The 25,566-nt window shown below is 36.6% G+C and carries 25 protein-coding genes, 2 tRNA genes and 2 pseudogenes; 7 read left to right on the forward strand and 22 right to left on the reverse strand.

Translation table 11 applies throughout. The features are described 5' to 3' along the window. Nucleotides 1-16: 16 nt before the first annotated feature. Nucleotides 17-904, reverse strand: coding sequence for a helix-turn-helix domain-containing protein (locus BKP57_RS01775; RefSeq protein ID WP_050353228.1), 888 nt, complete (start codon nucleotides 902-904; stop codon nucleotides 17-19). A 1,228-nt stretch (nucleotides 905-2,132) separates the two neighbouring features. Here BKP57_RS01775 and BKP57_RS23095 point away from each other — a divergent pair. From BKP57_RS23095 to BKP57_RS01795, 5 genes are all read left to right on the forward strand, one after another. After that, nucleotides 2,133-2,264 carry a hypothetical protein gene (locus BKP57_RS23095; protein ID WP_257786696.1) on the forward strand — a complete coding sequence of 44 codons (132 nt, stop codon included), beginning with the start codon at nucleotides 2,133-2,135 and terminating at the stop codon, nucleotides 2,262-2,264. After that, nucleotides 2,252-3,631 carry an amidase gene (locus BKP57_RS01780; protein ID WP_072740909.1) on the forward strand — a complete coding sequence of 460 codons (1,380 nt, stop codon included), beginning with the start codon at nucleotides 2,252-2,254 and terminating at the stop codon, nucleotides 3,629-3,631. Before BKP57_RS23095 ends, BKP57_RS01780 begins: the two co-directional genes overlap by 13 nt. A gap of 13 nt (nucleotides 3,632-3,644) precedes the next feature. After that, on the forward strand, nucleotides 3,645-4,496 hold the full coding sequence (locus BKP57_RS01785) for a methyl-accepting chemotaxis protein (RefSeq protein WP_050353229.1): 852 nt from the start codon (nucleotides 3,645-3,647) through the stop codon (nucleotides 4,494-4,496). Nucleotides 4,497-4,806: 310 nt separating this feature from the next. Beyond that, nucleotides 4,807-4,880: transfer RNA gene (locus BKP57_RS01790), tRNA-Gly, on the forward strand. Nucleotides 4,881-4,890: 10 nt separating this feature from the next. After that, a tRNA-Arg gene (locus tag BKP57_RS01795) sits at nucleotides 4,891-4,964 on the forward strand. A 268-nt stretch (nucleotides 4,965-5,232) separates the two neighbouring features. Here the strand turns inward: BKP57_RS01795 and BKP57_RS01800 are convergent. Further along, the gene (locus tag BKP57_RS01800; RefSeq protein WP_050353230.1) at nucleotides 5,233-5,541 is read right to left on the reverse strand and encodes a hypothetical protein; all 309 of its coding nucleotides are present in this window, start codon (nucleotides 5,539-5,541) and stop codon (nucleotides 5,233-5,235) included. Between the two features lie 215 nt (nucleotides 5,542-5,756). Then, nucleotides 5,757-5,950 (reverse strand): annotated as a pseudogene (locus BKP57_RS01805) (DUF6366 family protein). 526 nt (nucleotides 5,951-6,476) lie between these two features. Between BKP57_RS01805 and BKP57_RS01810 the strand changes: the two are divergent. After that, nucleotides 6,477-6,780 (forward strand): annotated as a pseudogene (locus tag BKP57_RS01810) (AAA family ATPase); the annotation flags it as partial. A gap of 8 nt (nucleotides 6,781-6,788) precedes the next feature. Here BKP57_RS01810 and BKP57_RS22405 read toward each other — a convergent pair. From BKP57_RS22405 to BKP57_RS01905, 19 genes are all read right to left on the reverse strand, one after another. Further along, nucleotides 6,789-7,004, reverse strand: coding sequence for a hypothetical protein (locus tag BKP57_RS22405; RefSeq protein ID WP_198035063.1), 216 nt, complete (start codon nucleotides 7,002-7,004; stop codon nucleotides 6,789-6,791). Continuing rightward, nucleotides 6,967-7,275, reverse strand: a complete 309-nt coding sequence (tnpA, locus tag BKP57_RS01815; protein ID WP_050353231.1) for an IS200/IS605 family transposase — start codon at nucleotides 7,273-7,275, stop codon at nucleotides 6,967-6,969. Before tnpA ends, BKP57_RS22405 begins: the two co-directional genes overlap by 38 nt. Nucleotides 7,276-7,313: 38 nt before the next feature. Continuing rightward, on the reverse strand, nucleotides 7,314-8,858 hold the full coding sequence (locus tag BKP57_RS01820) for a DUF2334 domain-containing protein (protein WP_169770808.1): 1,545 nt from the start codon (nucleotides 8,856-8,858) through the stop codon (nucleotides 7,314-7,316). A gap of 1,088 nt (nucleotides 8,859-9,946) precedes the next feature. Next, a complete protein-coding gene (locus BKP57_RS01825; protein WP_050353233.1) occupies nucleotides 9,947-10,459 on the reverse strand; it encodes a metallophosphoesterase family protein in 513 nt (170 codons plus the stop codon). A gap of 11 nt (nucleotides 10,460-10,470) precedes the next feature. Then, the gene (locus tag BKP57_RS01830; RefSeq protein ID WP_050353234.1) at nucleotides 10,471-11,082 is read right to left on the reverse strand and encodes an XTP/dITP diphosphatase; all 612 of its coding nucleotides are present in this window, start codon (nucleotides 11,080-11,082) and stop codon (nucleotides 10,471-10,473) included. A 1-nt stretch (nucleotide 11,083) separates the two neighbouring features. Further along, nucleotides 11,084-11,851, reverse strand: a complete 768-nt coding sequence (gene rph, locus BKP57_RS01835; protein ID WP_050353235.1) for a ribonuclease PH — start codon at nucleotides 11,849-11,851, stop codon at nucleotides 11,084-11,086. 266 nt (nucleotides 11,852-12,117) lie between these two features. Continuing rightward, complete coding sequence (locus BKP57_RS01840; protein WP_050353236.1) at nucleotides 12,118-13,179, reverse strand: GerMN domain-containing protein; 1,062 nt, start codon at nucleotides 13,177-13,179, stop codon at nucleotides 12,118-12,120. Nucleotides 13,180-13,267: 88 nt separating this feature from the next. Then, nucleotides 13,268-14,095 (reverse strand): glutamate racemase, encoded by an 828-nt coding sequence (gene racE / locus BKP57_RS01845; protein ID WP_050353237.1) that lies wholly within the window; start codon nucleotides 14,093-14,095, stop codon nucleotides 13,268-13,270. Nucleotides 14,096-14,116: 21 nt separating this feature from the next. Then, nucleotides 14,117-14,521 carry a MarR family winged helix-turn-helix transcriptional regulator gene (locus BKP57_RS01850; RefSeq protein WP_175609436.1) on the reverse strand — a complete coding sequence of 135 codons (405 nt, stop codon included), beginning with the start codon at nucleotides 14,519-14,521 and terminating at the stop codon, nucleotides 14,117-14,119. 1,115 nt (nucleotides 14,522-15,636) lie between these two features. Then, nucleotides 15,637-15,873, reverse strand: a complete 237-nt coding sequence (locus BKP57_RS01860; protein WP_072740910.1) for a glutaredoxin family protein — start codon at nucleotides 15,871-15,873, stop codon at nucleotides 15,637-15,639. Between the two features lie 644 nt (nucleotides 15,874-16,517). Next, entirely contained in the window at nucleotides 16,518-16,835 is a 318-nt protein-coding gene (locus BKP57_RS01865; RefSeq protein WP_050353241.1) for a magnetosome magnetite crystal formation protein family, read from the reverse strand. Nucleotides 16,836-17,249: 414 nt separating this feature from the next. Beyond that, entirely contained in the window at nucleotides 17,250-17,693 is a 444-nt protein-coding gene (locus tag BKP57_RS01870) for a Dps family protein (RefSeq protein ID WP_050353242.1), read from the reverse strand. Between the two features lie 169 nt (nucleotides 17,694-17,862). Further along, a complete protein-coding gene (locus BKP57_RS01875) occupies nucleotides 17,863-18,300 on the reverse strand; it encodes a molybdenum cofactor biosynthesis protein MoaE (RefSeq protein ID WP_269466274.1) in 438 nt (145 codons plus the stop codon). Further along, nucleotides 18,300-18,809, reverse strand: coding sequence for a molybdopterin-guanine dinucleotide biosynthesis protein B (mobB, locus tag BKP57_RS01880; RefSeq protein WP_050353244.1), 510 nt, complete (start codon nucleotides 18,807-18,809; stop codon nucleotides 18,300-18,302). The genes BKP57_RS01875 and mobB overlap by 1 nt, the downstream gene beginning before the upstream one ends. Then, nucleotides 18,806-20,062, reverse strand: a complete 1,257-nt coding sequence (locus BKP57_RS01885; RefSeq protein ID WP_050353245.1) for a molybdopterin molybdotransferase MoeA — start codon at nucleotides 20,060-20,062, stop codon at nucleotides 18,806-18,808. The genes mobB and BKP57_RS01885 overlap by 4 nt, the downstream gene beginning before the upstream one ends. A gap of 30 nt (nucleotides 20,063-20,092) precedes the next feature. Next, a complete protein-coding gene (locus BKP57_RS01890; RefSeq protein WP_050353246.1) occupies nucleotides 20,093-21,112 on the reverse strand; it encodes a ThiF family adenylyltransferase in 1,020 nt (339 codons plus the stop codon). A 974-nt stretch (nucleotides 21,113-22,086) separates the two neighbouring features. Beyond that, nucleotides 22,087-22,362: a hypothetical protein gene (locus tag BKP57_RS01895; protein ID WP_050353247.1), complete on the reverse strand. Its 276-nt coding sequence runs from the start codon at nucleotides 22,360-22,362 to the stop codon at nucleotides 22,087-22,089. Continuing rightward, nucleotides 22,359-22,943 (reverse strand): hypothetical protein, encoded by a 585-nt coding sequence (locus tag BKP57_RS01900; protein WP_050353248.1) that lies wholly within the window; start codon nucleotides 22,941-22,943, stop codon nucleotides 22,359-22,361. The genes BKP57_RS01895 and BKP57_RS01900 overlap by 4 nt, the downstream gene beginning before the upstream one ends. A 286-nt stretch (nucleotides 22,944-23,229) precedes the next feature. Beyond that, a complete protein-coding gene (locus tag BKP57_RS01905) occupies nucleotides 23,230-23,613 on the reverse strand; it encodes a MarR family transcriptional regulator (protein WP_232231296.1) in 384 nt (127 codons plus the stop codon). A 438-nt stretch (nucleotides 23,614-24,051) separates the two neighbouring features. Here BKP57_RS01905 and BKP57_RS01910 point away from each other — a divergent pair, with 438 nt between their 5' ends. Then, a complete protein-coding gene (locus tag BKP57_RS01910; RefSeq protein WP_072740912.1) occupies nucleotides 24,052-25,335 on the forward strand; it encodes an L-lactate MFS transporter in 1,284 nt (427 codons plus the stop codon). Nucleotides 25,336-25,566: the final 231 nt, after the last annotated feature.

The following is a 25,566-nucleotide window of genomic DNA, read 5'->3' on the forward strand; positions in this document are numbered from 1 at the left end:
CATATTAGCTATTACACTAAATATAAAAGCTGCTTACTCTTCCCTGATTTAAGACTTCTTTTTCCATATCGGATAAAAGTTTAAGCCCTACATGGTTTTTATTAATCTTGGCATAAGCTCGAGCGTCATAGATGAGTTCTAATATAACGTGCTGAGGCTTATTTTGAGTAATAGCATTTTTAGCTAATTGAATGGCTGCCCGCGCTAAGTAATAAGTCACGTGATTATCTGAGCAAATTGAAACAGCGTACTCTAACAAGGCATTACTAGCATCAAATTCATCCATTTCGGCATAAAACACACCACATTGAAAAACGATATTTAATACCCGCCAAGTATCTTCTATCTCTTTAGTAGGATAAGTATAAATTCTTTCGAGAACCTTATTAAAATAAAACTCTGCCTTTTCCTGATCTTTTTCCCGTGAAAATACCATGCCGATTCCGGTATATGCTAACAGACGAAAAATTTCAGAATCTTTTACTTCTTCTTCGAGTAAAATCTGATCAAAATTAAACAAAATATCCGTTATCTCAGCATCTTGAAAAATCATCACAAAGCCTTTTAGATAGTAGTAACGCAAAGCTAAAAGAGGTTCCTCTATCTTACAAACAGATATAGTTTCTAGCAACGCTTGAGACTGCCCATATTCACTAGTGATGAGAAAAAATTCCGCCTTATTCATTTTTTCAATGATTTCCGTATATTTCACTCCAACTTTTGGAAAGAGTTCCCCCATTGGTAAACCTAAACGATTACATAATTTGATGAGAATCTTTAAATTAGGTACGTGACCATTATTTTCAAAACGACTCAAAGTGGCTTGAGTGCATATCCCATCAGCTAATTCTATTTGAGATAACCCTTTTTCTTTGCGTGCTTCAATAAATCTTTCGATATTCATTGCTATCCCTCCAGCAAGCTGAAATCCCCTTTATGCTATCCAGCGATAATTACTGAAAAACAACACTAACTATAACTAATTCTGAAATCAATCCTAGTTCGCTTTCATACAACCAAATCTACCTAGTTTTGAATAGTAACAGCCATTCTTGTCAATTACATATTTATTCCGTTTTGAAATTAAAATCCGCCATTTAAGTTACTAATTTCTTTTATATTGTCGAACAATTTGCTCAACATTTCACAATTAAATAATACCGCAATTATTAAAATATGTCAATTTAAATATATAAAAATATATATATTTTATATATAATAGATAGCTGTCCAAATGTTTTTGTGATTAACGCATGGTAATCACTCTGCAATAACGTTTTTTTGAGTTTTTCCATTTTAGTACCATATTTAAACCACTTAGGTTTCTCTTCTTGTAATAGTTAAGACTTCCTTTAATGCACTAACAAATTAAAGAACAAAGGCGCGGGAAGCCCGTTTAGCAACGTAGTGAATGGAACAAATCAACGAAAGATAAAGTGAACCTTCCATCAGCGGGGTTTTCTTCATCCCCGCTGATGGTTAGTGGAACGAATCGGGGATTTAGGGGCTGTTACCTCCCGCTTCAGCTCACATCTTCCATTCTTGAAGTGGGAGCCTACAACGCCTTTTTACGGGATAAAGGAATCATGCATGCCACTAAAAACAGGGGTATGCCGACGCCTGAGCGGCAAGCCCGTTTTTAGTCGGCCTTCCTCTTAGGGACGAACCAATGAGGGCTCTTATCGTAGGGCGCATTTCTAAAGTCGCATCGTTGCTGGGCTCATGCGCCGGACGTGACTAGTCGGTTATATCGTTATCCTCAAGCACATCATTTTATTGTTTCCTATACAATTAAAAAAATGCCAACCAAATACCGATACTAATAAAGTGAAACTTCATTCAGTAAGAGTTTTCCACCACTTTCTACTGCTTGTTCGCCTGAGCGAATCGAAAAATTTAGGTGTTGCTATCTCCCGCCTAGGTTTCTTTGTATCACCTACTACTTTTGAAATAAAAGTCTTATGACATTGTACATTTGGAAGAAAGCGAAACTTCATAGTGGAAGATTTCTACAAGCTATGCATAATTAAAGGTCGCTATTTTCCATTCCTGCTGCACATAATTCTAAAATGGGAGGAATCATTTAACTTGCGTGCTGATAAGAAAAACTTAAATAAATAACCCTTCTACTTGTGAAACGAAAAATAATTTTTATCAGCAACGCCGTTCATTTTATTACAATTTTATATACCAAAGAAGGGAGAATTATGTTACAAAATAATTTCCTGTCAACACCAAAGGAGGCTCAACAATGGAAAAAGTAATGTCCATCACCAAACTTATAGATGGTTATAAGAAAAAAGAATTTTCACCTGTAGAAATTACCAAACAGTATCTTAAAAGAATGGATGATATAGATCATAAACTTCACGCTTTTATTACAATTACTTATGAAACTGCATTGGCACAAGCCAAAAACGCAGAAGATAACTATTTAAAGGGAAAACAATTAAGCGCAATTCAAGGGGTCCCTTTATCATATAAAGATTTAATTAACACGAATGGAGTTCGTACAACAAGTGGCTCTAAAATAAAGCACAGCTATATACCGAATTCAGATGCATATGTTGTTCAAAAACTAACGCAGGCAGGGGCAATCAATCTCGGTAAAACCAATTTACACGAATTCGCTTTTGGTATTACGTCGACAAATCCTTTTTATGGTGCAGTTAAAAACCCTTGGAATCCAGACAATATCCCGGGGGGATCAAGTGGTGGATCAGGAGCTGCAGTATGTGCAAACCTAGGACTTGCTTCGATCGGAACAGATACAGGAGGATCTATTCGCATACCAGCTTCTGCCTGTGGTGTTATTGGATTAAAACCTACTAAAGGCATGGTAGATACTACAGGAGTGCAAGGAATTTCTTGGACTTTAGATCATGTGGGACCGATCACTCAAAATATAGGTGACCTCGCAATTATAATGAATGGTTTGACAGACAGATTATACCAAGAACATTGCCATACACAAATTTCAGGCATGCGAATAGGCGTGCCTCGTCATTATTTTACTTATCATATAGAACCGGATATTCTGCTTGCCTATCAAAACGCACTTCGGCAGTTAGAAAGCCTCGGTGCCATACTCATGGAAATAGACATCTCGTCTGTTCAAACAGCGAGTGAACAAGTATTCCCTATTGCGCTAGCAGAGGGGGCATCGATACATGAAAATCACCTTCGTTTTAAACTAAATGATTTTGGTGAAGATGTAAGAGCTCATTTAGAGGCTGGAAAATCGATTACTGCAATGGATTATATTAAAGCACTAAACTGGCGTAAGAAAGCTATTTCCGAAGTTGATCAAGCCCTAACGGAGGTTGACATTATTGCAACGCCAACTTTACCTGTTAGCCCTAAACAGATTGGAGTGGAGCATGTTGAAATAGATGATTTACAAGAAGACATCTTTACTTCAATGACGAGGTATACGCGTTTATTTAGCTTAACTGGACATCCAGCATTATCTATACCAATGGGATTAGATACACAAGGAATGCCAATGGGTCTTCAACTTGCCAGTAAATATTACTATGAACCACTTTTAATCCGATCTGGTTACGCTTTTGAACAAAGCTATTTAACTGACTTTTATGAGCAACGACAACGAATTTCCCAAAATCTATAACTGGAGTGAAAAAATGGAAACGCAAGTAGAAATTAATTCAGACGTTTTACGTAAATTAGTCGATATTATGCCAATAATGAAAGAACTTTTGCAAAATGAAAATATCCTCATCGGTGTAGTTGATTTAGAAAAGTATTTATATTACGCTCCCGGAAAAACACTTGATGCACAAATAAACATTGGGGACCCCTTTTATGACCATGACTTATTTGGCCAAGTGATTAATAATCGCAAGCGAACAATTATTAAAACCCCTCCAGAATACGGCGAACCATTTAAAGGAGTTGGCGTCCCTATATTTGATCACGGTGATATGGTTGGCTGTGTAGGAATTGGTATTAGCTTAGATCAAGAGTATGAATTTCTTGATATTGTCCATTCATTAGAAGAGCTTGCTGATCATGTACAAGGAAAAGCGCATACTATGTTATCCCAAACAGAGGAGTTATCAGCAACCGTTCAAGAATTAGCTGCTCAGGCAGAAAATGTCGAACAAAGTTCAGGAGAAATAAACGAAGTAACAGTGTTTATCAATAAAGTTTCGGAGCAATCTAACTTGCTCGGCTTGAATGCGGCAATCGAAGCAGCAAGAGCCGGTGAACATGGACGGACTTTTTCTGTTGTAGCGAAAGAAATTCGTAAAATGGCTACTGATTCTTCCAGTGCAACAGAAAAGATAAGCTCTGTATTAGACGATATTATGCAAAACATAGAACAAACAACAGAACAATTAACGGATATTGCTCAAGCAGTTCAAAGCCAGGGGAGTGAAGCAGAAGCATTTTCGCAGATGACCGAAGAATTAAATGAAATGACGAATAAATTAAAAAGCCGTGTTGAAATTTTAACAAATGAACTGAACTAAGCTTTAAATTTAGAACAGTGAAGAAAGAGAACACACTTCTCTTTCTTCACATTACCAGATCAACATACACTTAAGAAAAATAGATGCCGTACCTCCCTTTTAAATTGGATAGAAGACTATAACAGTCAAGGTGAGCTTACCTATTTCTGAATATAAGGATAATCGATAAAGAACACCAATTAATTTTTCACTTTTATCAAAATAACAAAATCATACAAATAGCAAAATAAGCATTGACTTTTTGGTTATTAATTTATATAATGAATCTTGTCGTTAAAAAAATATCTTTTAAATATAGCTTACATAATTTGCGGGTGTAGTTTAATGGTAAAACCTCAGCCTTCCAAGCTGATGACGAGGGTTCGATTCCCTTCACCCGCTCCATATATGTCTTGTCCCAGTAGCTCAGCTGGATAGAGCAACAGCCTTCTAAGCTGTGGGTCGCAGGTTCGAATCCTGCCTGGGACGTACTTAACACTATAAACCCCGTCATATCAACGGTTAAGGCTTCGGACAATCATCCGAAACACATCCGATTGAATGACGGGGTTTCTGTATGTTGAGCGGAAACCGTGGGACGTACAGGCAAGAGATCGTCGAACCTCCTGGACTAACTAAAAAGGAGGAATTTACGGAGTGAATCGTAAATTTATTGGAACTAGAAAGCGAGCAACTACCGGGAAATTAGACGAGTATGCCGCAGCCTCGCAAGGACAGTCTAACGATTGAACAAGCATTAACTAGAGTTAGTAAAAGGAGTAATAATACCGTTAGGGGATTCAATTGGTACAAAAACATCATATCCAACAACTGTTGAATCTCCAATAGTATTAAGCGAATTAATTCTAATGTTGTTTTCTTGTGCTTCTGCTGGATCAATAACAGAGTTTTCTCCAGTTTCATTATTCGTAACTGTAATTTTAACTGGTTGTTTTTCTAGTAAATTTAAATCTGATGCTTTCCCACTTGCATGAACCGTAGTCGATACTAGTAATCCAAAAAGAAAAAGAGTGAAAAGGGATGTGGGAAATTTCTGAAAACACATAATTTAACCATCTTTCTATTATTTAGGACAATAGTAACTTAACTGAAATATTAAGTAAAGGTTTATTTAATATTTTCACAATTAACTATATTTGAACAGAATATACAGAAAGAGGACATCCTATAAATGCTTAAAAAGAAAAGTCCGAACTATAATTCAAAGTTAGAATTTGAATTATAGTTCGGATTTAGAAAAGAGTGTTATGCTTAACTTTCTCATTTAAAGAAGAGTAATGCGACTATAATACCTATTAAAATAACAAAAATGAGTATTCCAGTACCTTTCCAACCTAAACCGCCAACTAAGAGTCAGCGAGGCCTTCACCATGAATACTACTAGAAGGATTCTTTAATTCTTCTTGTCTTAATCTCTCTCTTCTTTCCTCTGGTGTTTGTTTATCATTACTCATTATCACACCTCATTTTATTTTATTCATTTCTATAGTTGGCAAGAAAGTTATAAGAGCTTGGCCATTTTGTCTATTTACCGAAAAGAAAAGTTCTATTTTAATTAATTTTCCAAATTATATCATACTTTAAATGAAATTACAGGGCGTAAATAAAATTTAAGTTCAAGGTTTATATAACGTAAAATTTATAACAGTTGGTGTGGTGTTTCCTATATTATCAATTTTATTATAGCTATTTGCTTTTTTTACCTAATCATATACCTCCTCATTAGCGACGAACGATTAAAATTCTTAATTTTTTGCTTTTATCGTAAATATATCTAGAATTTTTTCCTAATCCTAACTTGAAATGTTGTTTCATAATTCCGTAGGTTTATTTCGTTTCTTCTCTTTCATCGCAATAATGGCTCCTTTTTATCCAACCTGAAGGTCTGTTTCTCCATTTAAAACACATTTTAACAAAATAACGATTTTGTTAATACTAGCACTTTTATGTAAAACATCCGATATTCTATATTCTGTTAATGAGAAACGATTGGTTCGATATCCTCAACTCTACTCTAGAATTGGATTTGCTCATGTGTTTGATAAACTGAGTAAAGATGAACCCACCATATTCTAGAGTATAAATGGGAAGAGTTAGGACTATCTATAAAACTCGAGGGTTTTTCACGAAGCAATAACCAGTATTATTAAGATAACTGGAGGGAACTTTAGACTAATACAAAGGCTCTTTACCCAGATCGAAAAAATACTTGAAATTAATAATCTTGAAACCATAACAACAGAGGTTTGTTGGGGCTGCACGAGACAGTTTGGTAATCGGAATCAATAAAAGCTATCTTACTAATAAAGAGATAGCTTTTAATGATAATTTATACTGCAAAATAACACTTAAACGACCACCAGCTAAAGCAGGAGGATTTGGACATAAATGTCGGCGACTAAAGTCGCTTTTCAGGCTGAAGTCCTGCTCAAAGACCTTAAGCTGAAGCATATCCAAAATAGGACTGAACTCACTCTTCAATTTTGAATATTTCATCTTTGTTTTCATTTAATTGATTGGCTATATAATTTCTTATTGTCTCTTCCGTTACTGTTCCAACTGTGGCGCAAAAGTACCCTCTTGCCCACAAATGCCGTCCCCAATATCTTTTCTTTAGTTCTGGAAATTCATCCTGTAATAATCTTGATGACCTTCCTTTTAGATATTGCATAATTTTACTTGGGGCTTTGCCAACACTACCTTGTAGGATGATTATCCCTCTCGCTTCACAACCTTGCCTAATCAATTCTCTTGCTCTTACTGCTATATGTCCTGGCAATACCTTATATCTATACTGGCATCCGCCCGCCTAGATTTCTAGAAAGAACCTTGCTTTTTACTGTTCCTTCGTTTCACAATAAAGATGGTCACCAATATCATGACACAAAGCGTGACGGGAATTGCCCAAATTCCAACTTCTTTTACTATTAAGTTCCGTTCATAGTCACTAGCTATAAAAGGCTTATCGACTTTAATATGACCGTTGCCAGACTCAATGTGAATGTCATTCATTTGGACAACATTATTTTCTTCCTTTAAATCGAGCCATGAAGCATTAGCCACTTTTTCAAGGCTTTCCACGATTTCTTTCAATCCTTCGATACCTAAAAAAGGGTGATAGAATGCGGAAAAATAAGTCTTTGTCGACATTGAATACGAATCAATCTTATCTACCATTTGCTGTAAGGATTCCTCATTCCCTCGTTCTATGTACCCTAATGTTTCAGGATATAAAGTCATTCCGTGTAAAAAATTCGGACGGGTTTTGTACGGTGGAGAAAAAGATCCTTTCCAGGTAAGGTCGGTTAATTGCACTTGCCCAACATAAGCACTAAAATACTTCGATAAAACTTCATAACCTTGCTGTGACATCGTATAATGCGGAGCTTCGAACGCAAGAGGATAAAGCTTATGTGCTACCAATTCTTGCACACCATTCATAATCGCATCTTCTATATATGCCCTTTCATATTCCCTCGCTTCATGTAAATAAGCTTCATATTCTTCTGTTGAGTCGAAATCCTGTTTTAACTTAACAGCGCTATGACGAGACTGATAAATGGGCCTATCGTTATCCACATCCCAAAATTCAAATCCTTCCCCAGTTTCTGTTTTTCTATATTGGTGTTTATATCCATGCATTACGATGCTTGCACCGTTTTTCTGCATATATTGTAATGTTTTCACCAATTCAGGAGAGTCCGAAAGATGAACGGTTTCTGTTTCACTATAATAAACTGGGATAACAGCAATCATATAGGGAATATTTTTTCCTTTCAAAAAATCTGCTTGCTCTCTTAATTGTTTTACATTTGCTTTGGGATGCACATCTTCCAACCTTAAATATTTCACGATTTGCTTATCTAGTTGTTGAAAAAATCCGTTAAAAGATTCTGTTATTACCTCAGCAAAAGGACTATATAACGTTTCTCCAGCAAAATAATAATTGCCGTTGTCTGTAATAATGAATGGGGTTTTTTCATTGGTATGGTCATACCCGTTTGCCAACACAGAAGCAGGCTCATCAATTTCTACTGAATAAACAATTCGTTCATCCGGTAATTTTTGTTTAAAAGCGTGATGAATAAATTCAATTTGATTAATTAACACTTCTCCATTTACTTTTTGTAAAGGGAGTTTATCGCCAAATCGTGCCGCATTATGGCCAATTGAATAAAAATTCCCGGTATAATCTATTATAGCGTTAACGACGGTATCAGGTAAATTTTTTTCCACTCCTCCAAAATAAATAACATGGGTAAACATATTTAATTGACCGTTTTTAAAAACTTTATCTTCTACCAATGTGATTTGGTCAGTGAATTGTCCGACTAGGGAATCCAATATTCGTATTTCTTTCATTTGCGCCTCGTCATTTATACTATATAAAATTAAAACGTTCGGCTGTTCCATGTTTTTAGCGTATATTAGATTAGGGGTGCTTACAAAAATGATAACTAAAAAACTTACGAATAATATTAATCTACGCACCAAAGCCAACTTCTTCCTTTTAATTTGATCTAGACAAAAAAACTCTATTCTGTACTGTACCATATAATACTTATGAGTTGTATCCTATACTTCCTGCCGTAAAAACCTTCTATAATCGCTCTAAGAACAAAGGCGGGGGAGGCCTGTTTAGCAAGTAGTGAATGGAACGAATCAACGAAAGATAAAGTGAACCTTCAATGTTTTCTTCATCCCCGCTGATTGTTAGTTGAACGAATCGGGATTTAGGTGCTGTTACCTCCCGCTTCGGCTTGTTTAGCTCACATCTTCCATTCTTGAAGTGGGAGTCTACAACGCCTTTTTACGGGATAAAAGAATCATGCATGCCACTAAAAACAGGGGTATGCCGGCGCCTGAGCGGCAAGCCCGTTTTTAGTCGGCCTTCCTCTTAGGGACGAACCAATGATGCCTTATCGGAAAGCGCATTTCTGAAGTCGCATCTGCTGGGCTCATGCGCCGGACGTAACTATTCGGTTATTTCGTTATCCCTAACCCTAAGCACATCATTTTATGCTTTCTTATCTAACAATAAAAACTCATCACATGGCGTGATGAGTCTGCCCCTCTATAAATTGAATCTTCCATTAGTGAGGGGGTTTCATTCATCCTCTACGGCTTGTTGGTACTGTAATGGTATGACCTAAAGACCGCTTACGAAATAAGGCATTTAGGTCTGTCATCTCCCACTTAGACTTGTTGCAGTACAGATTATCCAACTCCTGAAGCGGGAGTCTTACGGCACCTCTTATATACAGGATAAAAATTCATTTTATAAGCTAAAATTTCCTGCAGAAGTTTCCCCTTCCTTACAAAATCTTTTATCGCAAGCATATGTCTATAGGAACTTGGACCAATCGGGAATTTACATGCTGTTTTCCTCACTTAGACTTCTTTGCATCTACTTGGACTCCCTAAAGCGGGAGTTTTACAGCATATTACATTTAGGATAAGCTTGCTGTATAACTGGAGTCTTTTAATTGCTCTCCATCCACCGTATAGAATTGAACCCTAATCTCTTCTTTTACATCCCATTCCATTATCGCATACGTTTTTTCCTTTCGTCCACGAGGCAGGCGGATACTGCCAGGATTGATCAATAATTGATTTCCTTGCTGTTCTGCACCTGCAATATGCGTATGACCAAAGCAAATGATTTGTGCTCCCAGTTCCTCAGCGCGATAAGCCACATGTAATAAATTACGCTTTACTTGGTGGAGATGTCCATGCACAATAAGAAATTTCAAGTCATTAACGGTTAGAGTTTGTTCTTCAGGATAGCGGTTATCCACATCACAATTACCCATTACAGTATAAAAACCAGCCATTTCCTTATCATCCATTCCTAATTCCGAATCCCCACAATGAATCATAGCATCTACATAATGGCGCTGTTTAATCATTTCCAGTTCTGTTGTTAAACCATGACTGTCACTTACGATCAGTACTTTTGTCATAGAGAACCATCCTATCTGTTGTCTAAAAATAAGTCCTGTTTTTTTAAGTTTGTTTCTAATTGTTTGATAGCGTTCCGACGGTGACTAATGGCATTTTTTTCTTCTGCTGTTAACTGTGCCATTGTTTGTTCATAGCCGTCTGGGATAAAGATTGGGTCATAACCAAAGCCGTAATCCCCAACTGCTGCTTTCGCAATTTTGCCATGACAATATCCTGTATAATATGTAGTAACTGAATCAGGGATGGTAACGGCAAGTACACAAATAAACCGCGCTGTTCTTTCTTCTTCTGGTACAGATTGTAATTCTGCCAATACTTTATTTATGTTTGCCTCATCACTTTTATCCTCCCCAGCATATCGTGCTGAGTACACTCCAGGTCTTCCATCCAACGCATCAATCATTAAACCAGAGTCATCAGCGATTACAGGTAGCGATAATAGCGAAGCAATTTGTTCTGCTTTTAATGCTGCGTTTTCCTTAAAGGTTGTCCCTGTTTCCTCAATATCTGGTATGTTGTCTAATTCATTTAAGGATATTGCTTCAAGTTCATAAGCAGCAAATAATTCTTTAAACTCCTTCGCTTTCCCTTTATTTTTTGTTGCAATAATGATTTTTTTCATTTTATTTTTCTTCCCCTTGCGTACTGGCGTGTTTATCAATCTGTTCAGTTATGGAGCCTAATGCTTCTTTCTGCTTTTCAAACAGTGTCAATAAGCCTTCTTCGGCAAGTTGAAGCATGGTTTGCAGCTGTTTGCTTGTAAAAGTTGCTTCCTCCCCTGTACCTTGAATTTCGACAAACTCACCTGAGCCTGTCATTACAATGTTCATATCAACATGAGCACTGGAATCTTCTAGATAATTCAAGTCTAGAATTTCACTTCCATCAGGCAGTACGCCAACTGAAGTTGCTGCCAGAAGATCCGTCACTGGCATTTTGGAAATGACTTTATTTTCCACTAACTTATTAAACGCTAATGCAACCGCAACAAAGGCACCTGTTATGGAAGCTGTCCTTGTGCCTCCATCAGCTTGTATCACATCGCAATCTACCCAAACTGTCCGTTCACCTATATTATCTAAATCAACGACAGATCGAAGTGCGCGTCCAATTAAGCGTTGAATTTCCATTGTTCTACCGCTTACTTTTCCTTTGGATGATTCACGAATGTTTCTTTGTTCAGTTGCACGAGGAAGCATAGCATATTCGGCCGTAATCCACCCCTTCCCTTGTCCGCGCATAAACGGAGGAACTCTATCTTCAATACTTGCATTACAGATTACTTTTGTATTTCCTATCTGAATCAGCACAGAGCCTTCTGGATGCTGAAGAAAATCAGTTACAATCGTGATAGGTCGTAAACTATTGACATTACGTTGGTCATTTCTCATTCTAACTCCTCCTTATTCCAACACTAGCTTAACATATTTTTCATCAAAAGCACTATTTAAATACATGGCTATCTAATTGAAGTTATGCCTTGAAAATTATCCTAACATATTTTACCCTTCCAATATGATTGGAAGTAGCTGCACCATTTTAGTATCTACTTTCGAATTACCTTCTTATATAAAGAGCATATTTATTCCCGCCTCCATACTATTTATATACCTAATAAACACAAAAAGAGGCTAAACAATAAGCCTCCTCTCTTTGGTTAAAGTTCCTCTGTTTGCGTAAACTGCTGTATGGTAACAGGTTCTGTATATGCCTCCCCTTCTTCATTCACTACCTGTTCTACATTGTCTATACCAACTTGAACGGACTCAATACCTTTTATTCCTGTCATTGTCCGCACTAGACTTTCCATCACATGATCAGATATCACGGCTTTATCTGCATCTTTTAAAATTTCCTCATTAAATTGCAAGTGCAGCACACTGCCCTTTACTGAAGGTTCGCTTGTTAAAGTGGCTTTTGGATTAAATACTTGCATCACATTTTGTTCCACTCCCGGGCCGTCGATTAAAGCATTCACAATTGCCATTAATTCGTCTTCTTCTTGTTCTACATATTGTGTAACAGGAACATAATAAGTGTTATCATTATGTTCAGCTGGGTAAAACATGGTTACTGTTTTACTATCCACTAAATCATTTGCGCCTGTATCACTAATATTAATGCCATTTGCTCGCGAAAACCCTTTTCCTATCGGTGTACCATCCACAGGCATTTCTTGTAGTGCTTTCCCTTCTATTTGCAATTGCACTTGATCCACATTCTCAAATTGCGTTAATGAATACGTTACTGCTTCTAATATTTTCCGTTCATTTTCGGCTTCATAATTCGAAAATTCTTTCGATAAATCAACGACAATTGTGCCATCTTCTTGTAAATTTACTCCTAATACTTCTGTTCCAGCTGGTAATACAGCTTGAAAGCCATTTGGTAACATTTGAGACACAGGACCATCCTGTACTAAATACTCCACAACCTGTTGAGCTACAGTGTGCGAGTCCGTTGTAGGCAATTCTAACGTTTGTGAAGCAACCATTCCATTCGCATCTAATAAATATAATTCACGAGCAACCGTATCCGTTTGCTCCTCAGCTTCTCCCTCCGCTTGCTTTCCATCTTTCGTTTCACCCTTTTTATCAACGGGTTCTGCATTTTGTGGCGGATCCATTTCCTCATTTAATGACTGCTCCCCTTGAAAGCATCCACTTAAAAGGATTACAAGGCTCACCGCTCCCACTATAAGCATGCCGCGCTTTTGCATTTTTTCCCCTCCTACGATAGTTTGTACTATGATATATACGAGCCTAGGAGGTGAAATAGACCAAGCAACATGAAAAAAAGCAAGATTCTTATTTAGAATCTTGCATTTGATGTAAAACAGCTTTTTTGATCGTTATCATTTGTAAATTTCGCTCTTTAAAAATTCGTTCAGAGATTTGCATAAACATTTCCAAATCTCCAGTTGTATAAAACTGATGAATTGGAAACACTTCTGTATGATTTAATAAATGTTGCATTTCTAATATGGTGCTTGTTTCCCTAGCTGTTTCTTCGCTGGAAGAAATAAGTGTGACATTTGTTCCTACAACTGACTGGATTGTGGATTTTAGTAATGGGTAATGGGTGCAGCCTAAAATAAGTGTATCCATCTGTTTTTGTTTCATCATAGGTAGTAATGCTTCTTTCACTACTTGAATTGCTTTTGGTCCCTCCATAATACCTTGTTCTACCATTGGGACAAACATCGGACAAGCTTTTGCATATATGTCCAACTCTGCTTTAATATTTTTTAACGCATCTGTATAGGCATGGCTTCTGATCGTCCCTTCTGTTCCAATAATCCCAATACAATTGTTTTTTGTAAATTTAATCGCCGCTCTAGCACCAGGCTGAATAACGCCAATAACCGGAATGGATAAATGCTTTTTTAAAGAATCCAATGTAAACGCAGTAGCAGTATTACACGCTACAACTAACATTTTAATATCTTTTTCCAATAAAAAATCAACCATTTCCCAAGTAAACTGCTGTACTTCTTCTTTTGACCTTGGGCCATAAGGACAGCGTGCTGTATCTCCAACATAAATTAATTTTTCCTTAGGAAGCTGTCGCATTAATTCGGATACTACTGTTAATCCGCCAACTCCCGAGTCGATGACTCCTATCGCTCGTTTCACTATATCGCCTCATCTTGAAGTTTATTTCTTTTCTTTTTCCTTCATTTGCTCATGTAGATATGCAAGCAATTTATGCAATTGATCAATTTGGTCATCCGAAAAGTTTTCTAAAACCTCTCCTAAATAATGCTGTCGCTTTTCAATAACCTCATGGATAATGGTTTTCCCCTTTTCAAGAACATGAATTCGCACCACTCGGCGGTCTTTAGAATCGCGCACTCGTTCAACAAGTTCATTTTTTTCCATCCGATCAACCAAATCAGTAGTCGTGCTAAAAGCTAAGCTTATACGATTAGATAGCTCTCCAATCGTTAAATCTCCTTCTTCCAAGAGCCATTGCAATGCAATAAACTGCGGAGAGGTTATCGGATAATTATGGAGAATTTTACGTCCGTTCTGCTTAATAATACCGGAAATATAACGCATCCGCTTTTCAATTCGATTGATGGTTTGTTTAGTTTCATGCGATTTCAAAAAAGTGACCTCCTACTCCCCTATGTATCATATCTATTTTACATAACGAAACAGTCCTCCGTAAAGCAAACATCTTTGATAAGAAAATTTTTTCACTTTTATAATATGTGCAAAAATGGTTTTTTGACTCTGATTATGTTTGGAAATAAAGATTTTAATTCCCGAATTATGTGCTCCCTCTGCTGTAACAAGACGTCATAGCTTATACATTTACTGTTAGGTATTTCACATTTCTACTTCAGTTCAAGTTTTGTGGCAAATACAGCAAAATTTCTATCACAGAATTTAATTTCATCTGATAGAAGTAAAAAAAGCTGCTAAAAATCTTAAATCACTGAAGCACCAAATTTATCTGCTTATTGCGCGCGAAGTATGGCACAGCTTTTTTCTTGTCTTTTAAAAGAATAATCAATTTCTTCTAATTTCACGTTTACGGAGGTCGATTCGTAAAGAATTGAAAGCATCTGCAATTTAAATGCTGTTATTCCAACCTTAGACTTTTTTATATGAATTTTTAAAGGTAATCCCTCACATTTCAGACATTTTTTTATCAACCACAATTCACCTTTCTAATATGTTTTTCATTATACAATGAAAACAGTAACCTTGCATCAAGTGATTTCTCCATTTTAAAAATTAGATGTAGTCCGGTGAAAAAATTTATTCCGCTTTTTTAAAGATATATATTTTTTTGTTTTCTATTTTTTGTACTGAAGATCAAACAAATGGATAACTTTCGTTGGTTGTAGAAGATGTTCCTTCTAACATATCTGTAGCTCCTTATTTAATATAAAAATGCGACTAATTGGCAAGCAAGGAATAATAACCATCTTTAATTTCTATACGATAGAACGATTAAAAAATGGATCTGCCATATGTAAAGCATATGGCAGATCCATTTAAGACATTTCACTGCATTAATTGCATGATTAAAATTGCAATTGCTGTGATTAATAATCCCAGATTTCCTGGGCAAATCGAAAAAATTGATTTTTTATACTCATCTGAATCTGAAACCGAGCAACTATTGCATATCCATTTCTTTTTAAATGGCTTTTTATACATAATTAGCTCTTCAGTGCTTCTTGAACTTTGTCAGGATCAAAGCCAATAATCCATTTTCCGTTAATTTTTGTTTGGGGTACTCCCATTTGTCCAGTTGTTTCTACTAATTTTTGTCCAGCCTCTCGATCTGCTTGCACGTTTATCGTCTTATATGGAATGTTATTTTCCTTTAAATAATTTGTCATCATCGTACAAAATGGACAAGTTGACGTAACATATACTTCTGCTGTAGCTTTCATGTTAAAATTCTCCTTTATCTATAGTATTGATTTAATTTCATTTTATACCCCTATAGGTATACTGTCAATAAAGGTGCTCTTCTTAGCTTTCTCTTCATTTGATCTAATTTAGTTAAACAAACCATAGGTAAGTATTTTAAGTATCAGATCCCTAACTCGAATAGTTATAAAGATTAACTAAATAAGGAAGTGCAATGTCTAGACTCTTATCCTTTATTGTAGTTCATGAAGTTATAGAAGTGATTGGACGGAAATTGCGGATATGGGTTATATGCTTTTTAACAGATTATAACCTTTTTCGCTACATAAAATACACTTGCTATTTCTTCAAATAATGAAAAAATTAGCAAATGTATTTGTCGGTTAGTAGTTTATATTTGACTAAGGAGTGGGTCCTTCGTATCCTAATTAGTTTTTGTTTTCAAGCCAAGTATTGCAGAGACCAATTAATTCTTGAATCTCATTAATCAGTAAACTGTCATTGTAACCATCACAAACAGTAGGATGAACCTGTACAAATAATAGGAATGGATTCAGCATGTTAAAAACCTTGCTACGTCTTTTTTATACACCAAACAAGGTTTTTTAATTCTTCACATCGAATTCCTAACTTCGTAGAAGCAACTGATTAGTGTAATTTAGAATCAATTTTCATTTAATACTTTAACACCGCTAATCAAATTAAGAATAAAATAATATATGTTTATAATAACGGCTAGTATACCGGTTATAAGCATCAAACCACCACTTATGGTTTCATTCATGTTACTAACACCTGCCGTTACAAAAGCAATAATTAATCCCACAATAGTTATAAACGGAACAAGATGCATTCCTAAAGCTCTTTTCGCATGTTGCTTAACGTTTGTATCAGCTAAGAAATAGACAATAATAGGAAAAAGAAACGGAGCAAAAAATACACTAAAATAACAAAGAGAGGATAAAATATTATTAGGTTTCATTGTTTATCACCTATGCATTTATTTGATGTATTTATTGTACCACGTAAGCTATTGAAATAATCTTACATTATCGAGAGCTTTTAAACCTAAAATGGTTAATATCTCGAATGTATGATGTCATAACGATTCCACTTCAAGAGTTACAACGATATAAAGAGTCTAAATGGGAATTAACACCTAAATACCCGTTTCGCTCAGAGGTCCTTAGGTCATATCATTACGGTACTAACAACTAGCGGAGGAAAAAGGAACCCCCCACCATTTGAAAATGAACTTTATTAAAATAGAAAATGATTTTGAGTTCACTCGTTTTAAAATCCTAAACAAGCTAAAGAGATATTAAAAATAGAACTATCTCCATATACACAGAGTTAGTTCTATTTCCATAAGTATTATTGTTGTGATGCCTCTATATTATTGCTTTGCATTAAAAGCATCTAACATCCAGATGTGTTTTTCCAAAGAAGCTTTAATACCAATAAATAAGTCGCTCGTTGGTTGGTCTTGTGCTTCTTCAGCAGCTTCAATGATTTCATTGGATTCATTTACGATTTGTTGAAAATCTTTTGCTAGCTGAGTAACCATTTCATGATCCGATTCTTTACCTTCTGCTTCATTAATTGTAGCTACTTCAAGATAAGCTTTTAATGAAGAAAGTGGTTTCCCTTTAATGGTTAACACCCGTTCCGCAATTTCATCAATATAACCTGCAGCTTCATCATAGTATTCTTCAAATTTTTCGTGTAATGTGAAAAAATGTGCCCCATCTACATACCAATGATAGTGATGAAGCTTCGTATAAAGGATATTCCAGTTGGCTAATTGTTTGTTTAATGCATCTACTAATTGTTGGTTCATCTAATATCTCTCCTTATGTCTTCGTCACATTTATTATACACTTTTTCATTATTTTTATCAAATAATATTATCACTTAATAATAGTTATAAATTAGAACTTATATTAGCAGGGGTTTTCTTTTATCCCTCACTGATTGTTCGTATCACAAAAGTATTTAATCAGCATTATTTATTGTTCATTTACAGGATATTTTTTCTGAACGCCTATCCACTGTTCCCCGTTTTCCCATATTTCTTTTTTCCAAATCGGGACTATTTGTTTGATTCGATTAATAGCATATTCATTCGCTTCATAAGCTGCTTTTCGATGTGGTGAAGAAACAGCAATTAAAACGGCAATGTCTGAAATATGTAATTCTCCGATTCGATGAACAATTGCAACCTTAATTCCAGGCCAATTTGCTTCCATTTCTGATCCTATTTCCGCTAATTTTTTCTCAGCCATTGGAATATAAGCTTGATACGATAAGTAAAGCGTACGGATACCATGTGTCCATTCCCTAACATTTCCAGTAAATACAGTAACCGCTCCAGCGGCAGGGTGAAGTACATAATCCATATAGGCTTGTACTTCAATCGGTTCTGTTACAATAGCAAACGGTTTTATCACGATAAATCTCCTCCTAGCCAATTCCATAACCAGTTATTTAAAGCTTGCTCTTCCTCACGAGAACCGATCTGTGGAAAGGAAATAGGTTTATTTTTTAAACCGACTACTAATTCAATATCCTGTAATTGTTTCAATGAATCCCAGTCCGCTTCATTTTTCACTAAGACAACTTTTGGACCGCTTTCTTCTTTAAATCCTTCGATCAATAATATGTCTGGCTGGTCGATCGTGGCAAGCTTTTTCAAGCGCTCAAAATCAGGGGTATCATTTAACATCATTTGTACAGCACCGCCACCAGAAACAATCGACATATCAGCACCACTTTGGAAAAATCGCATCGAATCCGTATTTTCATCTGGCATTTTTAAACTTCCATGTTTCCCGTGATGACCGTGCTGTTTGATCGCCGAAACAGAAAATCCTCTTTCCTTCAAAAAACTTATCCAGCGCGATACTAAGGTGGTCTTGCCACTATTTTTAAATCCTACTACATGCAACGTCTTCATAGTCGCCACTTTTCCTCCCCTTGGTCCACACCTAAAAGCAAAATATCAACTTGCATGCCCTTTCGATATCCGCTAGAACCGCTAGGCAAAACAATGAGACAGTTTCCTCGAGCGATAGAAGAGACCGCATTGGATTTATTAAAGCCAGCAGGAATTGCTATCACACCCTGTTTCGTCATTTTCCAAATGCCACGTATGAACCGAGTGAACGGATTATTTTTAGTAAAATCTTCACCTAACGTTGCATGGATATGGGCTAAGTATGGCTCCTTACTTCCCATCATGGTCATTATCGCTGGGCGAGCAAATAATTCAAATCCAGTAAAACAAGCAGAAGGGTTTCCAGATAAACCGAATAGAAGTTTATCACCTAAGGCAGCTACTGTCGTTACACTTCCAGGCCGCATCATCACTTTATCAAATAGCACCTTAGCCCCTAGCCGTTTATAAAGAGCGGGTAAATAATCATAATCACCAACCGAAACCCCACCAGTCGTAATAACCACATCTGTTTCCTGCAATGCCTGTTCCATTACTTCCATACATGCATCTAAATCATCTGGTAACATACCATAAGAACGACATGAAATACCTAATCTATCTAATTGCGCTTGAATCATCGGACCATTGGAATTACGGATCTTTCCTGGTTGTAATGATTCGGTTACATCCAGCAACTCCGTTCCAGTAGCAAGCACCCCTGCAATCGGTTTTTCAGAAACATTTACATTAGCATATCCAAATGTTGCTAATAAAGCGATTGTTCCTGGATGAATTTTCGTACCTGGCTCTATAAGCACCTCACCTTTTTTAGCATCTTCTCCCTTAAAAGAGACATGATCACCAGGCTGAAGTGACTCTAGCACCGTGAAGCCATCGTTTGTCTTTGTCGTCTTCTCGAGCATCACAATTGCATCTGCCTGTTCTGGTAAAATAGCACCAGTCATAATTCGATAGGCTTCATTTTTGCCAATTGGAACTTCTGGCACTTGTCCAGCACCGATTTCTCCAACAACATGAAAGGCAATTGGATGATGCGGTGACGCTCCAGTGGAATCTTCTGCCCGAATCGCATATCCATCGTACGCGGAACGGTTAAACGGTGGCACAGCGTGAGTTGCAATAATGGGCTCTCTCAATATACACCCACTTGCTTTTTCAAGTTCTATTTTCTTGATTGGTAATGGCTGAACATGATTTATTACACGTTGGATTGCATCTGACACAGGTATTGGATTTCTTTTTTCTATCATTGGTCTCCCCCTGTCTTTCTTTACCACATTTCACCCAAATAACTGATGATACAGTTTCCTTCCTTGGGATATATCTTTTAATCCATGAATAAACATTCTGCCGTTTTGAAATAAGATACAACGATACGATTGAATGTAAAATTCTATAAAAAAGTCTGTAATCCGATGCTTGACACCTAGTCTTTTTACTACTTGTTCGCCATCAGAGATAGCGAGCTGTCGTTTCGCAATAGGAATGACTTGGACCGTATCTCGTCCACATAATACAGCAAAGTTTGTTTCTTCTTGCTTCTCAAGCGCAGGATAGGTGGCTTGATGCGAACACGTCGGACAAGCTTCCTTTTTCATACGGGAAATTCCCACTTCCATAAATGAGTTATTCCAAATATCAAAGTGAAACAATTTCGACCGCAATTTCTTGCTATTTCCAGTCAACCATTTCAAAGCTTCTGTACTTTGGTTAGCTGCTACCATACTAGCAGCAGGAGCGATAATTCCAGCCGTATCACACGTTTGTGTGACGGCCGGAAGAGCTGGTAACAAACAACGAAAGCAAGCTGTCTGTTGTGGCACAAACGGAAACACTACTCCTGTACTCCCCACACACGCACCGTATATCCACGGCAATCCACGCTTCCAAGCGACATCATTGATTAATAGCCGGGTTTCAAAATTATCCGTCGCATCCATGATTAAATCGGCATCTGAGACAAGCTGCTCAAGCAAAGGACCGTCAACATGATCGAGAACAATTTGAATATTAGCATCTTCTCGAACTTCCTGTAACACTCGCTTGGCAGCTATTACTTTCGGTGTTCCTTCCCGAGCGTCTTGTTCCGTGAACATTTGCTGGCGCTGTAAATTGGACATTTCCACGTAATCACGATCTGCAATCGTCAGCTTCCCAACTCCAGCACGGATTAACGTTTCTGCTATGTTTGTTCCTAGTGCTCCGCAACCAATCATAACAACATGAGAAGCGGCTAATTTTGCTTGACCTTTTTCTCCGATTGGTTGAAATAGCATTTGTCGAGAATATCTTTCTTCCATTATATCCCCTCCTTATAGTGATTAGCTAACAAGACCAATCATTTCATTTTGCTTCATAGAAATTTTAATTAGAAGGGATCTCTTTTTTCTACAATACACATTCAAACAATAAACAAATTGGCATAATACTAGTAGGAAAACTTCATTCAGTAGAGACAGTTTTTCCTTTATCCCCTTCTGGCTGTTAATCGTGAGCGAATTTGAAATTTAGTACTATTATCTTCAGGTGATACACTCTTATCGCCTGCCATTTTTCAAAGTAGGAATTTTACGATACCTCCATTAAATTGCTTCATACCCATAAGGTATTTTGACATAACATGGGACAATTATTTTTTGTCTAACATACTAACTAATCTTCGGGAATGTTTTCATTGTTGATTAAATACCGAACTTAACTTTTATTCTACGTGAAAGACAAAATAATTAGCAAGGTATTTCATTTTTATACACTATGAGGTATATTATGAGTATATTCAATCATTATTTATCATCATTGAAAGAGAACCTCTCCATGTTACAAAAGTATGCCAATGCTAAAAAAGATCTTACAAAAAACGAAACCCTTTTCCAGTAACTGTTTTAATAACATTACCCCCACCTCTTTTACTCTTCTTTCCTTGATTGTAAAAGAATATTAAAGCAAAGGGGTGTAACATTTGTCACACATCTTATAATTGTAATAAAACAGTCAAAATTATTAAAGGGCTTTCATTTTCTAAAGGAAAGAAAGAATAGTATGTGCGAATTTGGGTGAGACATGCTCGATTGGAGAGGCTTGCTTGAGGTAGCAAGAGACATATGCGCATTACTATGAGTACTATAAGCGATCTCGATTTTGAGAGAAACATGTGCGATTAGTAAGAACAAATTGCAACGCCCATCCTGCAAGTAATAACGGCACATGTCTTCCCCATTAAAATTAAATATGGTATTTCCATTTTAAAACTACATGGTATCAGCATCTTTTTTACTTAAGACGGCTGAAATGGTATGAACAGAAAATTTATGATTCGTTTTACATATTTAGCAGTAATCAGTAAAACAGCTACAAAGACACACATAACGGGTATACTTAAATATCTAGGAACTGGGATATTAGGTGTCAATGTCATTTCAATCTGAGTTATACCAATAGTACGTAGAATACTGGCACCTAACCCGATAACCGCACTTACGATTAACCCCACGTATAACACGCTAAATATAAGTAAGCCAAGTGTAGCGAGAAAACGGTAAAGCCAGATCATAATAGATTTTCCTTCACTATTCTTTTTACGTTTGCGCTATTTGCAATTGTATATTGTTTTTTATAATACAACGTGTTAATCTTACAGTTTTCACCTAAAACTACATGTTCGCCACGCACAATGTTAGCCTCTGTATTCGTCAATTGTATGCTTTTCCCAGTAATTTTTTCACCTATAAGGCGTTTACTTAAAGAAAACCCTGTTCTTACTTGAAGCTCTACAGCATTGATAAAATTAATCCGACAAACACCTTTCATAGTTATCTCTCCATACTCCACTTCTAAATTTTTTACTCGGATAATGCCAAGAACTTTCATATTTTTCGCTTCTATACACCTTGCCTTTATAGATCCTCTCGCATGAAAATGTTCAAGCCTTGCCTGGTTCATTTGTAAATGTCCACCGCTCTTTAGTTTCTTAATTTGAGCCATTTCATTCATAATACAGCTGCCTGTGGTATTTACCTCTCGAGCTTCAATTGATGCATCAAAATGATGGTGCCCTTGAGCAATAATCATATCTGTTTGAATTGGTTCACACTGTCTGCTTTGGCCAATTAAACGTAGCTTATAATCCACCAAATGATTCAACCCCTTTATATTTTAATTATTAAACTATATATTAATTAAACTATATACCAATTAAACTAAATCCGTCAATAAAAAAAGAGCTTCGATATAAAGCTCTAGAATAAAGAGGATCCAATATCTTCAACGGTGGGTTTTTCTTTCGTCTCCCATTGGTTGTTAGTACCATAAGGGTATGACCTAAAGGCCTCTAAACGAATCGGGCATTAGGTGCTGTTATCTCCCACTTATGTTCAGTACACACTCTCCACCGTTCAAGCGGGAGTCTTATTACAGCATCTTATATGCGGGATAAAATTTTACTCATCAATTGATTCACTTCGTGTAAAATCGTTGTCATTTCCCTAAGTTGGCTTGATCCAAACTTGGCAAAGACTTTTTGTACATATTTCTCCCCTTCTGTTGTTAATTGTATAGTAACAACGCGACGATCTTCTTTGTCACGCAAGCGTGTAATAAGTCCCGCCTTTTTCAACTTATCGCACATTGCTGTCACTGCTCCAGGCGTTACGCCTGCAAACGAGGCAATTTCTGCCGCTTTCATTCCTCCACTAATTTTTAATTTCACTAGCAAAACCAGTTGGTTGGCTGGTAAATCTTCATCAACTGTTATCATATCCATAAACTGCTTTGATTTATATTGAATTTCTGCAATCTCTTTCATTATTGATTCAACATGGGTCATTCGATCACTGCCTATAAAGTATTTTAATATCTAAATTATATAATAAGTAAAATTGAAATGCCAATAGCAACACAATACATTAACTGTATAAAAACGATATACTTTGGCTTGCCCACTCCATTTAGACATAATAAGCAATTTAAGTGTGATGTAAAGATTATCTCCTCAATTTCAAGACTAGTTGCAGTACAAAACAATCACCTTATCAGAAGGTGTTTTTTGGATAAGCCACTCTAATACACCTCCTGAACGAAAAAAGCGTTTATCGAAATTACATTTTGGGGTAAGAAATTGTTTTTCACTATTTTTTTCTGTTCCATATTTTAGCTATCAAAAGAAATTGAAATGTATGCGTTTTCGTGGTAGTATCGTTCTAAATGATTTTGTCTAAAAATTCTAAAATAAAGGAGGACTTTTATGAACAAGGTCAAAAACCGATGGCTTATTGCAACTGCAGCTGTTGGTATACATATTTCCATCGGTTCCGCTTATGCGTGGAGTGTATTTACGAAACCGATGGTAGCTCAATATGGATGGGAAACGACAGAAATTTCCCTCGCTTTTAGTATCGCTATTTTCTGCCTAGGGTTTTCAGCTGCATTTATGGGACGTTTTGTAGAAAAACAAGGACCTCGTAAATCCGGGATGCTCGCAGCACTTTTTTTTGGTATCGGTGTAGCTGGTTCAGGTCTCGCAACGACTTATGAATCATTGTATATGCTTTATCTTTTTTATGGAATTATCGGTGGAATTGGCTTAGGAATCGGCTATATTGCTCCTGTATCTACGCTCGTTAAATGGTTTCCTGATCGCCGCGGATTAGCAACAGGACTTGCAATTATGGGTTTTGGGTTTGCAGCTTTACTTAGTGGACCTGCAGCTGCTGCTTTCATTCATTCAATTGGAATTTCAAATACGTTTTACCTGCTTGGCGCCATTTACTTTATCGTTATGACCCTATCCGCCCAGTATCTCGCTCCCCCTCCTGAAGGTTGGGCACCAAAAGGCTTTGTCAACAACCAACAACATGGTAAAAAACAAATAAAACAAGATTTATCAGAGCTCACTGCAAATGAAGCAATTAAGACCCGTCGCTTCTGGATGTTATGGTTCATGTTATTTATTAATGTAACTTGTGGAATTGCGATTATTTCTGTCGCTTCACCAATGGCACAGGAAATTGCCAAAATGTCTGCACTAGCTGCTGCTGCCATGGTCGGTATTATGGGTCTTTTTAATGGTGGAGGAAGACTCGGGTGGGCATCGCTATCTGATTATATTGGTCGTCCAAATGTGTATACTGTCTTTTTCATCATTCAAGTGATTGCATTTTTCATGTTGCCATTTGCCGACAATGCAATTTTATTTCAGGTGCTCATCTTTGCGATTTTAACTTGTTATGGAGGCGGATTTGCATCCATCCCTGCCTACATCGGTGATATGTTTGGAACGAAACAACTTGGTGCTATTCACGGCTATATATTAACTGCTTGGGCGATGGCTGGCATAGCAGGTCCTCTCTTGCTCTCCCTTATTTATGATACAACAAAAAGCTACAATTTAACGATGATCATTTTTGGCGGGTTATTTATGTTTGCACTCTTTATTTCTATTTGGATTAGGGCAGATATCCGTAAACTTAAACGGCAACTACAGTACGAAAAAAGTCGGCATACTTCTTTAGTTAGTGATATGCAATAAGAGCCAATAAATAAAAAAATAGTAGTTGCCTTGATTATGTAAAATGAATAGTTTAGAAAATCCGTTAATTAGAAAAACTTGGCTTGTCGCCAAGTCTTATGGCGAAAGCCTTTTGTTTTTCTTATACTATAAACCAAAAAAATCTTATCCTTTCCTATAGTGGAACAAAGGCGCGGGGCGCCCGTTTAGCAACGTAGCGAAGGGAACGAATCAACTAAAGATTTAGGAATC

Source organism: Virgibacillus sp. 6R, assembly GCF_001895305.1.
GTDB classification, from domain to species: Bacteria; Bacillota; Bacilli; order Bacillales; family Amphibacillaceae; genus Virgibacillus; species Virgibacillus pantothenticus.

What these genes read in the sequence shown, in the direction of transcription:
- BKP57_RS01775 (WP_050353228.1), bottom strand. Translation starts at nt 904, where the DNA reads ATGAATATCGAAAGATTTATTGAAGCACGCAAAGAAAAAGGGTTATCT.
- BKP57_RS01780 (WP_072740909.1), top strand. Translation starts at nt 2,252, where the DNA reads ATGGAAAAAGTAATGTCCATCACCAAACTTATAGATGGTTATAAGAAA.
- BKP57_RS01785 (WP_050353229.1), top strand. Translation starts at nt 3,645, where the DNA reads ATGGAAACGCAAGTAGAAATTAATTCAGACGTTTTACGTAAATTAGTC.
- BKP57_RS01800 (WP_050353230.1), bottom strand. Translation starts at nt 5,541, where the DNA reads ATGTGTTTTCAGAAATTTCCCACATCCCTTTTCACTCTTTTTCTTTTT.
- BKP57_RS22405 (WP_198035063.1), bottom strand. Translation starts at nt 7,004, where the DNA reads ATGAAAACAAAGATGAAATATTCAAAATTGAAGAGTGAGTTCAGTCCT.
- BKP57_RS01820 (WP_169770808.1), bottom strand. Translation starts at nt 8,858, where the DNA reads ATGAAAGAAATACGAATATTGGATTCCCTAGTCGGACAATTCACTGAC.
- BKP57_RS01825 (WP_050353233.1), bottom strand. Translation starts at nt 10,459, where the DNA reads ATGACAAAAGTACTGATCGTAAGTGACAGTCATGGTTTAACAACAGAA.
- BKP57_RS01830 (WP_050353234.1), bottom strand. Translation starts at nt 11,082, where the DNA reads ATGAAAAAAATCATTATTGCAACAAAAAATAAAGGGAAAGCGAAGGAG.
- rph (WP_050353235.1), bottom strand. Translation starts at nt 11,851, where the DNA reads ATGAGAAATGACCAACGTAATGTCAATAGTTTACGACCTATCACGATT.
- BKP57_RS01840 (WP_050353236.1), bottom strand. Translation starts at nt 13,179, where the DNA reads ATGCAAAAGCGCGGCATGCTTATAGTGGGAGCGGTGAGCCTTGTAATC.
- BKP57_RS01850 (WP_175609436.1), bottom strand. Translation starts at nt 14,521, where the DNA reads ATGCGTTATATTTCCGGTATTATTAAGCAGAACGGACGTAAAATTCTC.
- BKP57_RS01860 (WP_072740910.1), bottom strand. Translation starts at nt 15,873, where the DNA reads ATGAAAGCTACAGCAGAAGTATATGTTACGTCAACTTGTCCATTTTGT.
- BKP57_RS01865 (WP_050353241.1), bottom strand. Translation starts at nt 16,835, where the DNA reads ATGAAACCTAATAATATTTTATCCTCTCTTTGTTATTTTAGTGTATTT.
- BKP57_RS01870 (WP_050353242.1), bottom strand. Translation starts at nt 17,693, where the DNA reads ATGAACCAACAATTAGTAGATGCATTAAACAAACAATTAGCCAACTGG.
- mobB (WP_050353244.1), bottom strand. Translation starts at nt 18,809, where the DNA reads ATGAAGACGTTGCATGTAGTAGGATTTAAAAATAGTGGCAAGACCACC.
- BKP57_RS01885 (WP_050353245.1), bottom strand. Translation starts at nt 20,062, where the DNA reads ATGATAGAAAAAAGAAATCCAATACCTGTGTCAGATGCAATCCAACGT.
- BKP57_RS01890 (WP_050353246.1), bottom strand. Translation starts at nt 21,112, where the DNA reads ATGGAAGAAAGATATTCTCGACAAATGCTATTTCAACCAATCGGAGAA.
- BKP57_RS01895 (WP_050353247.1), bottom strand. Translation starts at nt 22,362, where the DNA reads ATGATCTGGCTTTACCGTTTTCTCGCTACACTTGGCTTACTTATATTT.
- BKP57_RS01905 (WP_232231296.1), bottom strand. Translation starts at nt 23,613, where the DNA reads ATGAAAGAGATTGCAGAAATTCAATATAAATCAAAGCAGTTTATGGAT.
- BKP57_RS01910 (WP_072740912.1), top strand. Translation starts at nt 24,052, where the DNA reads ATGAACAAGGTCAAAAACCGATGGCTTATTGCAACTGCAGCTGTTGGT.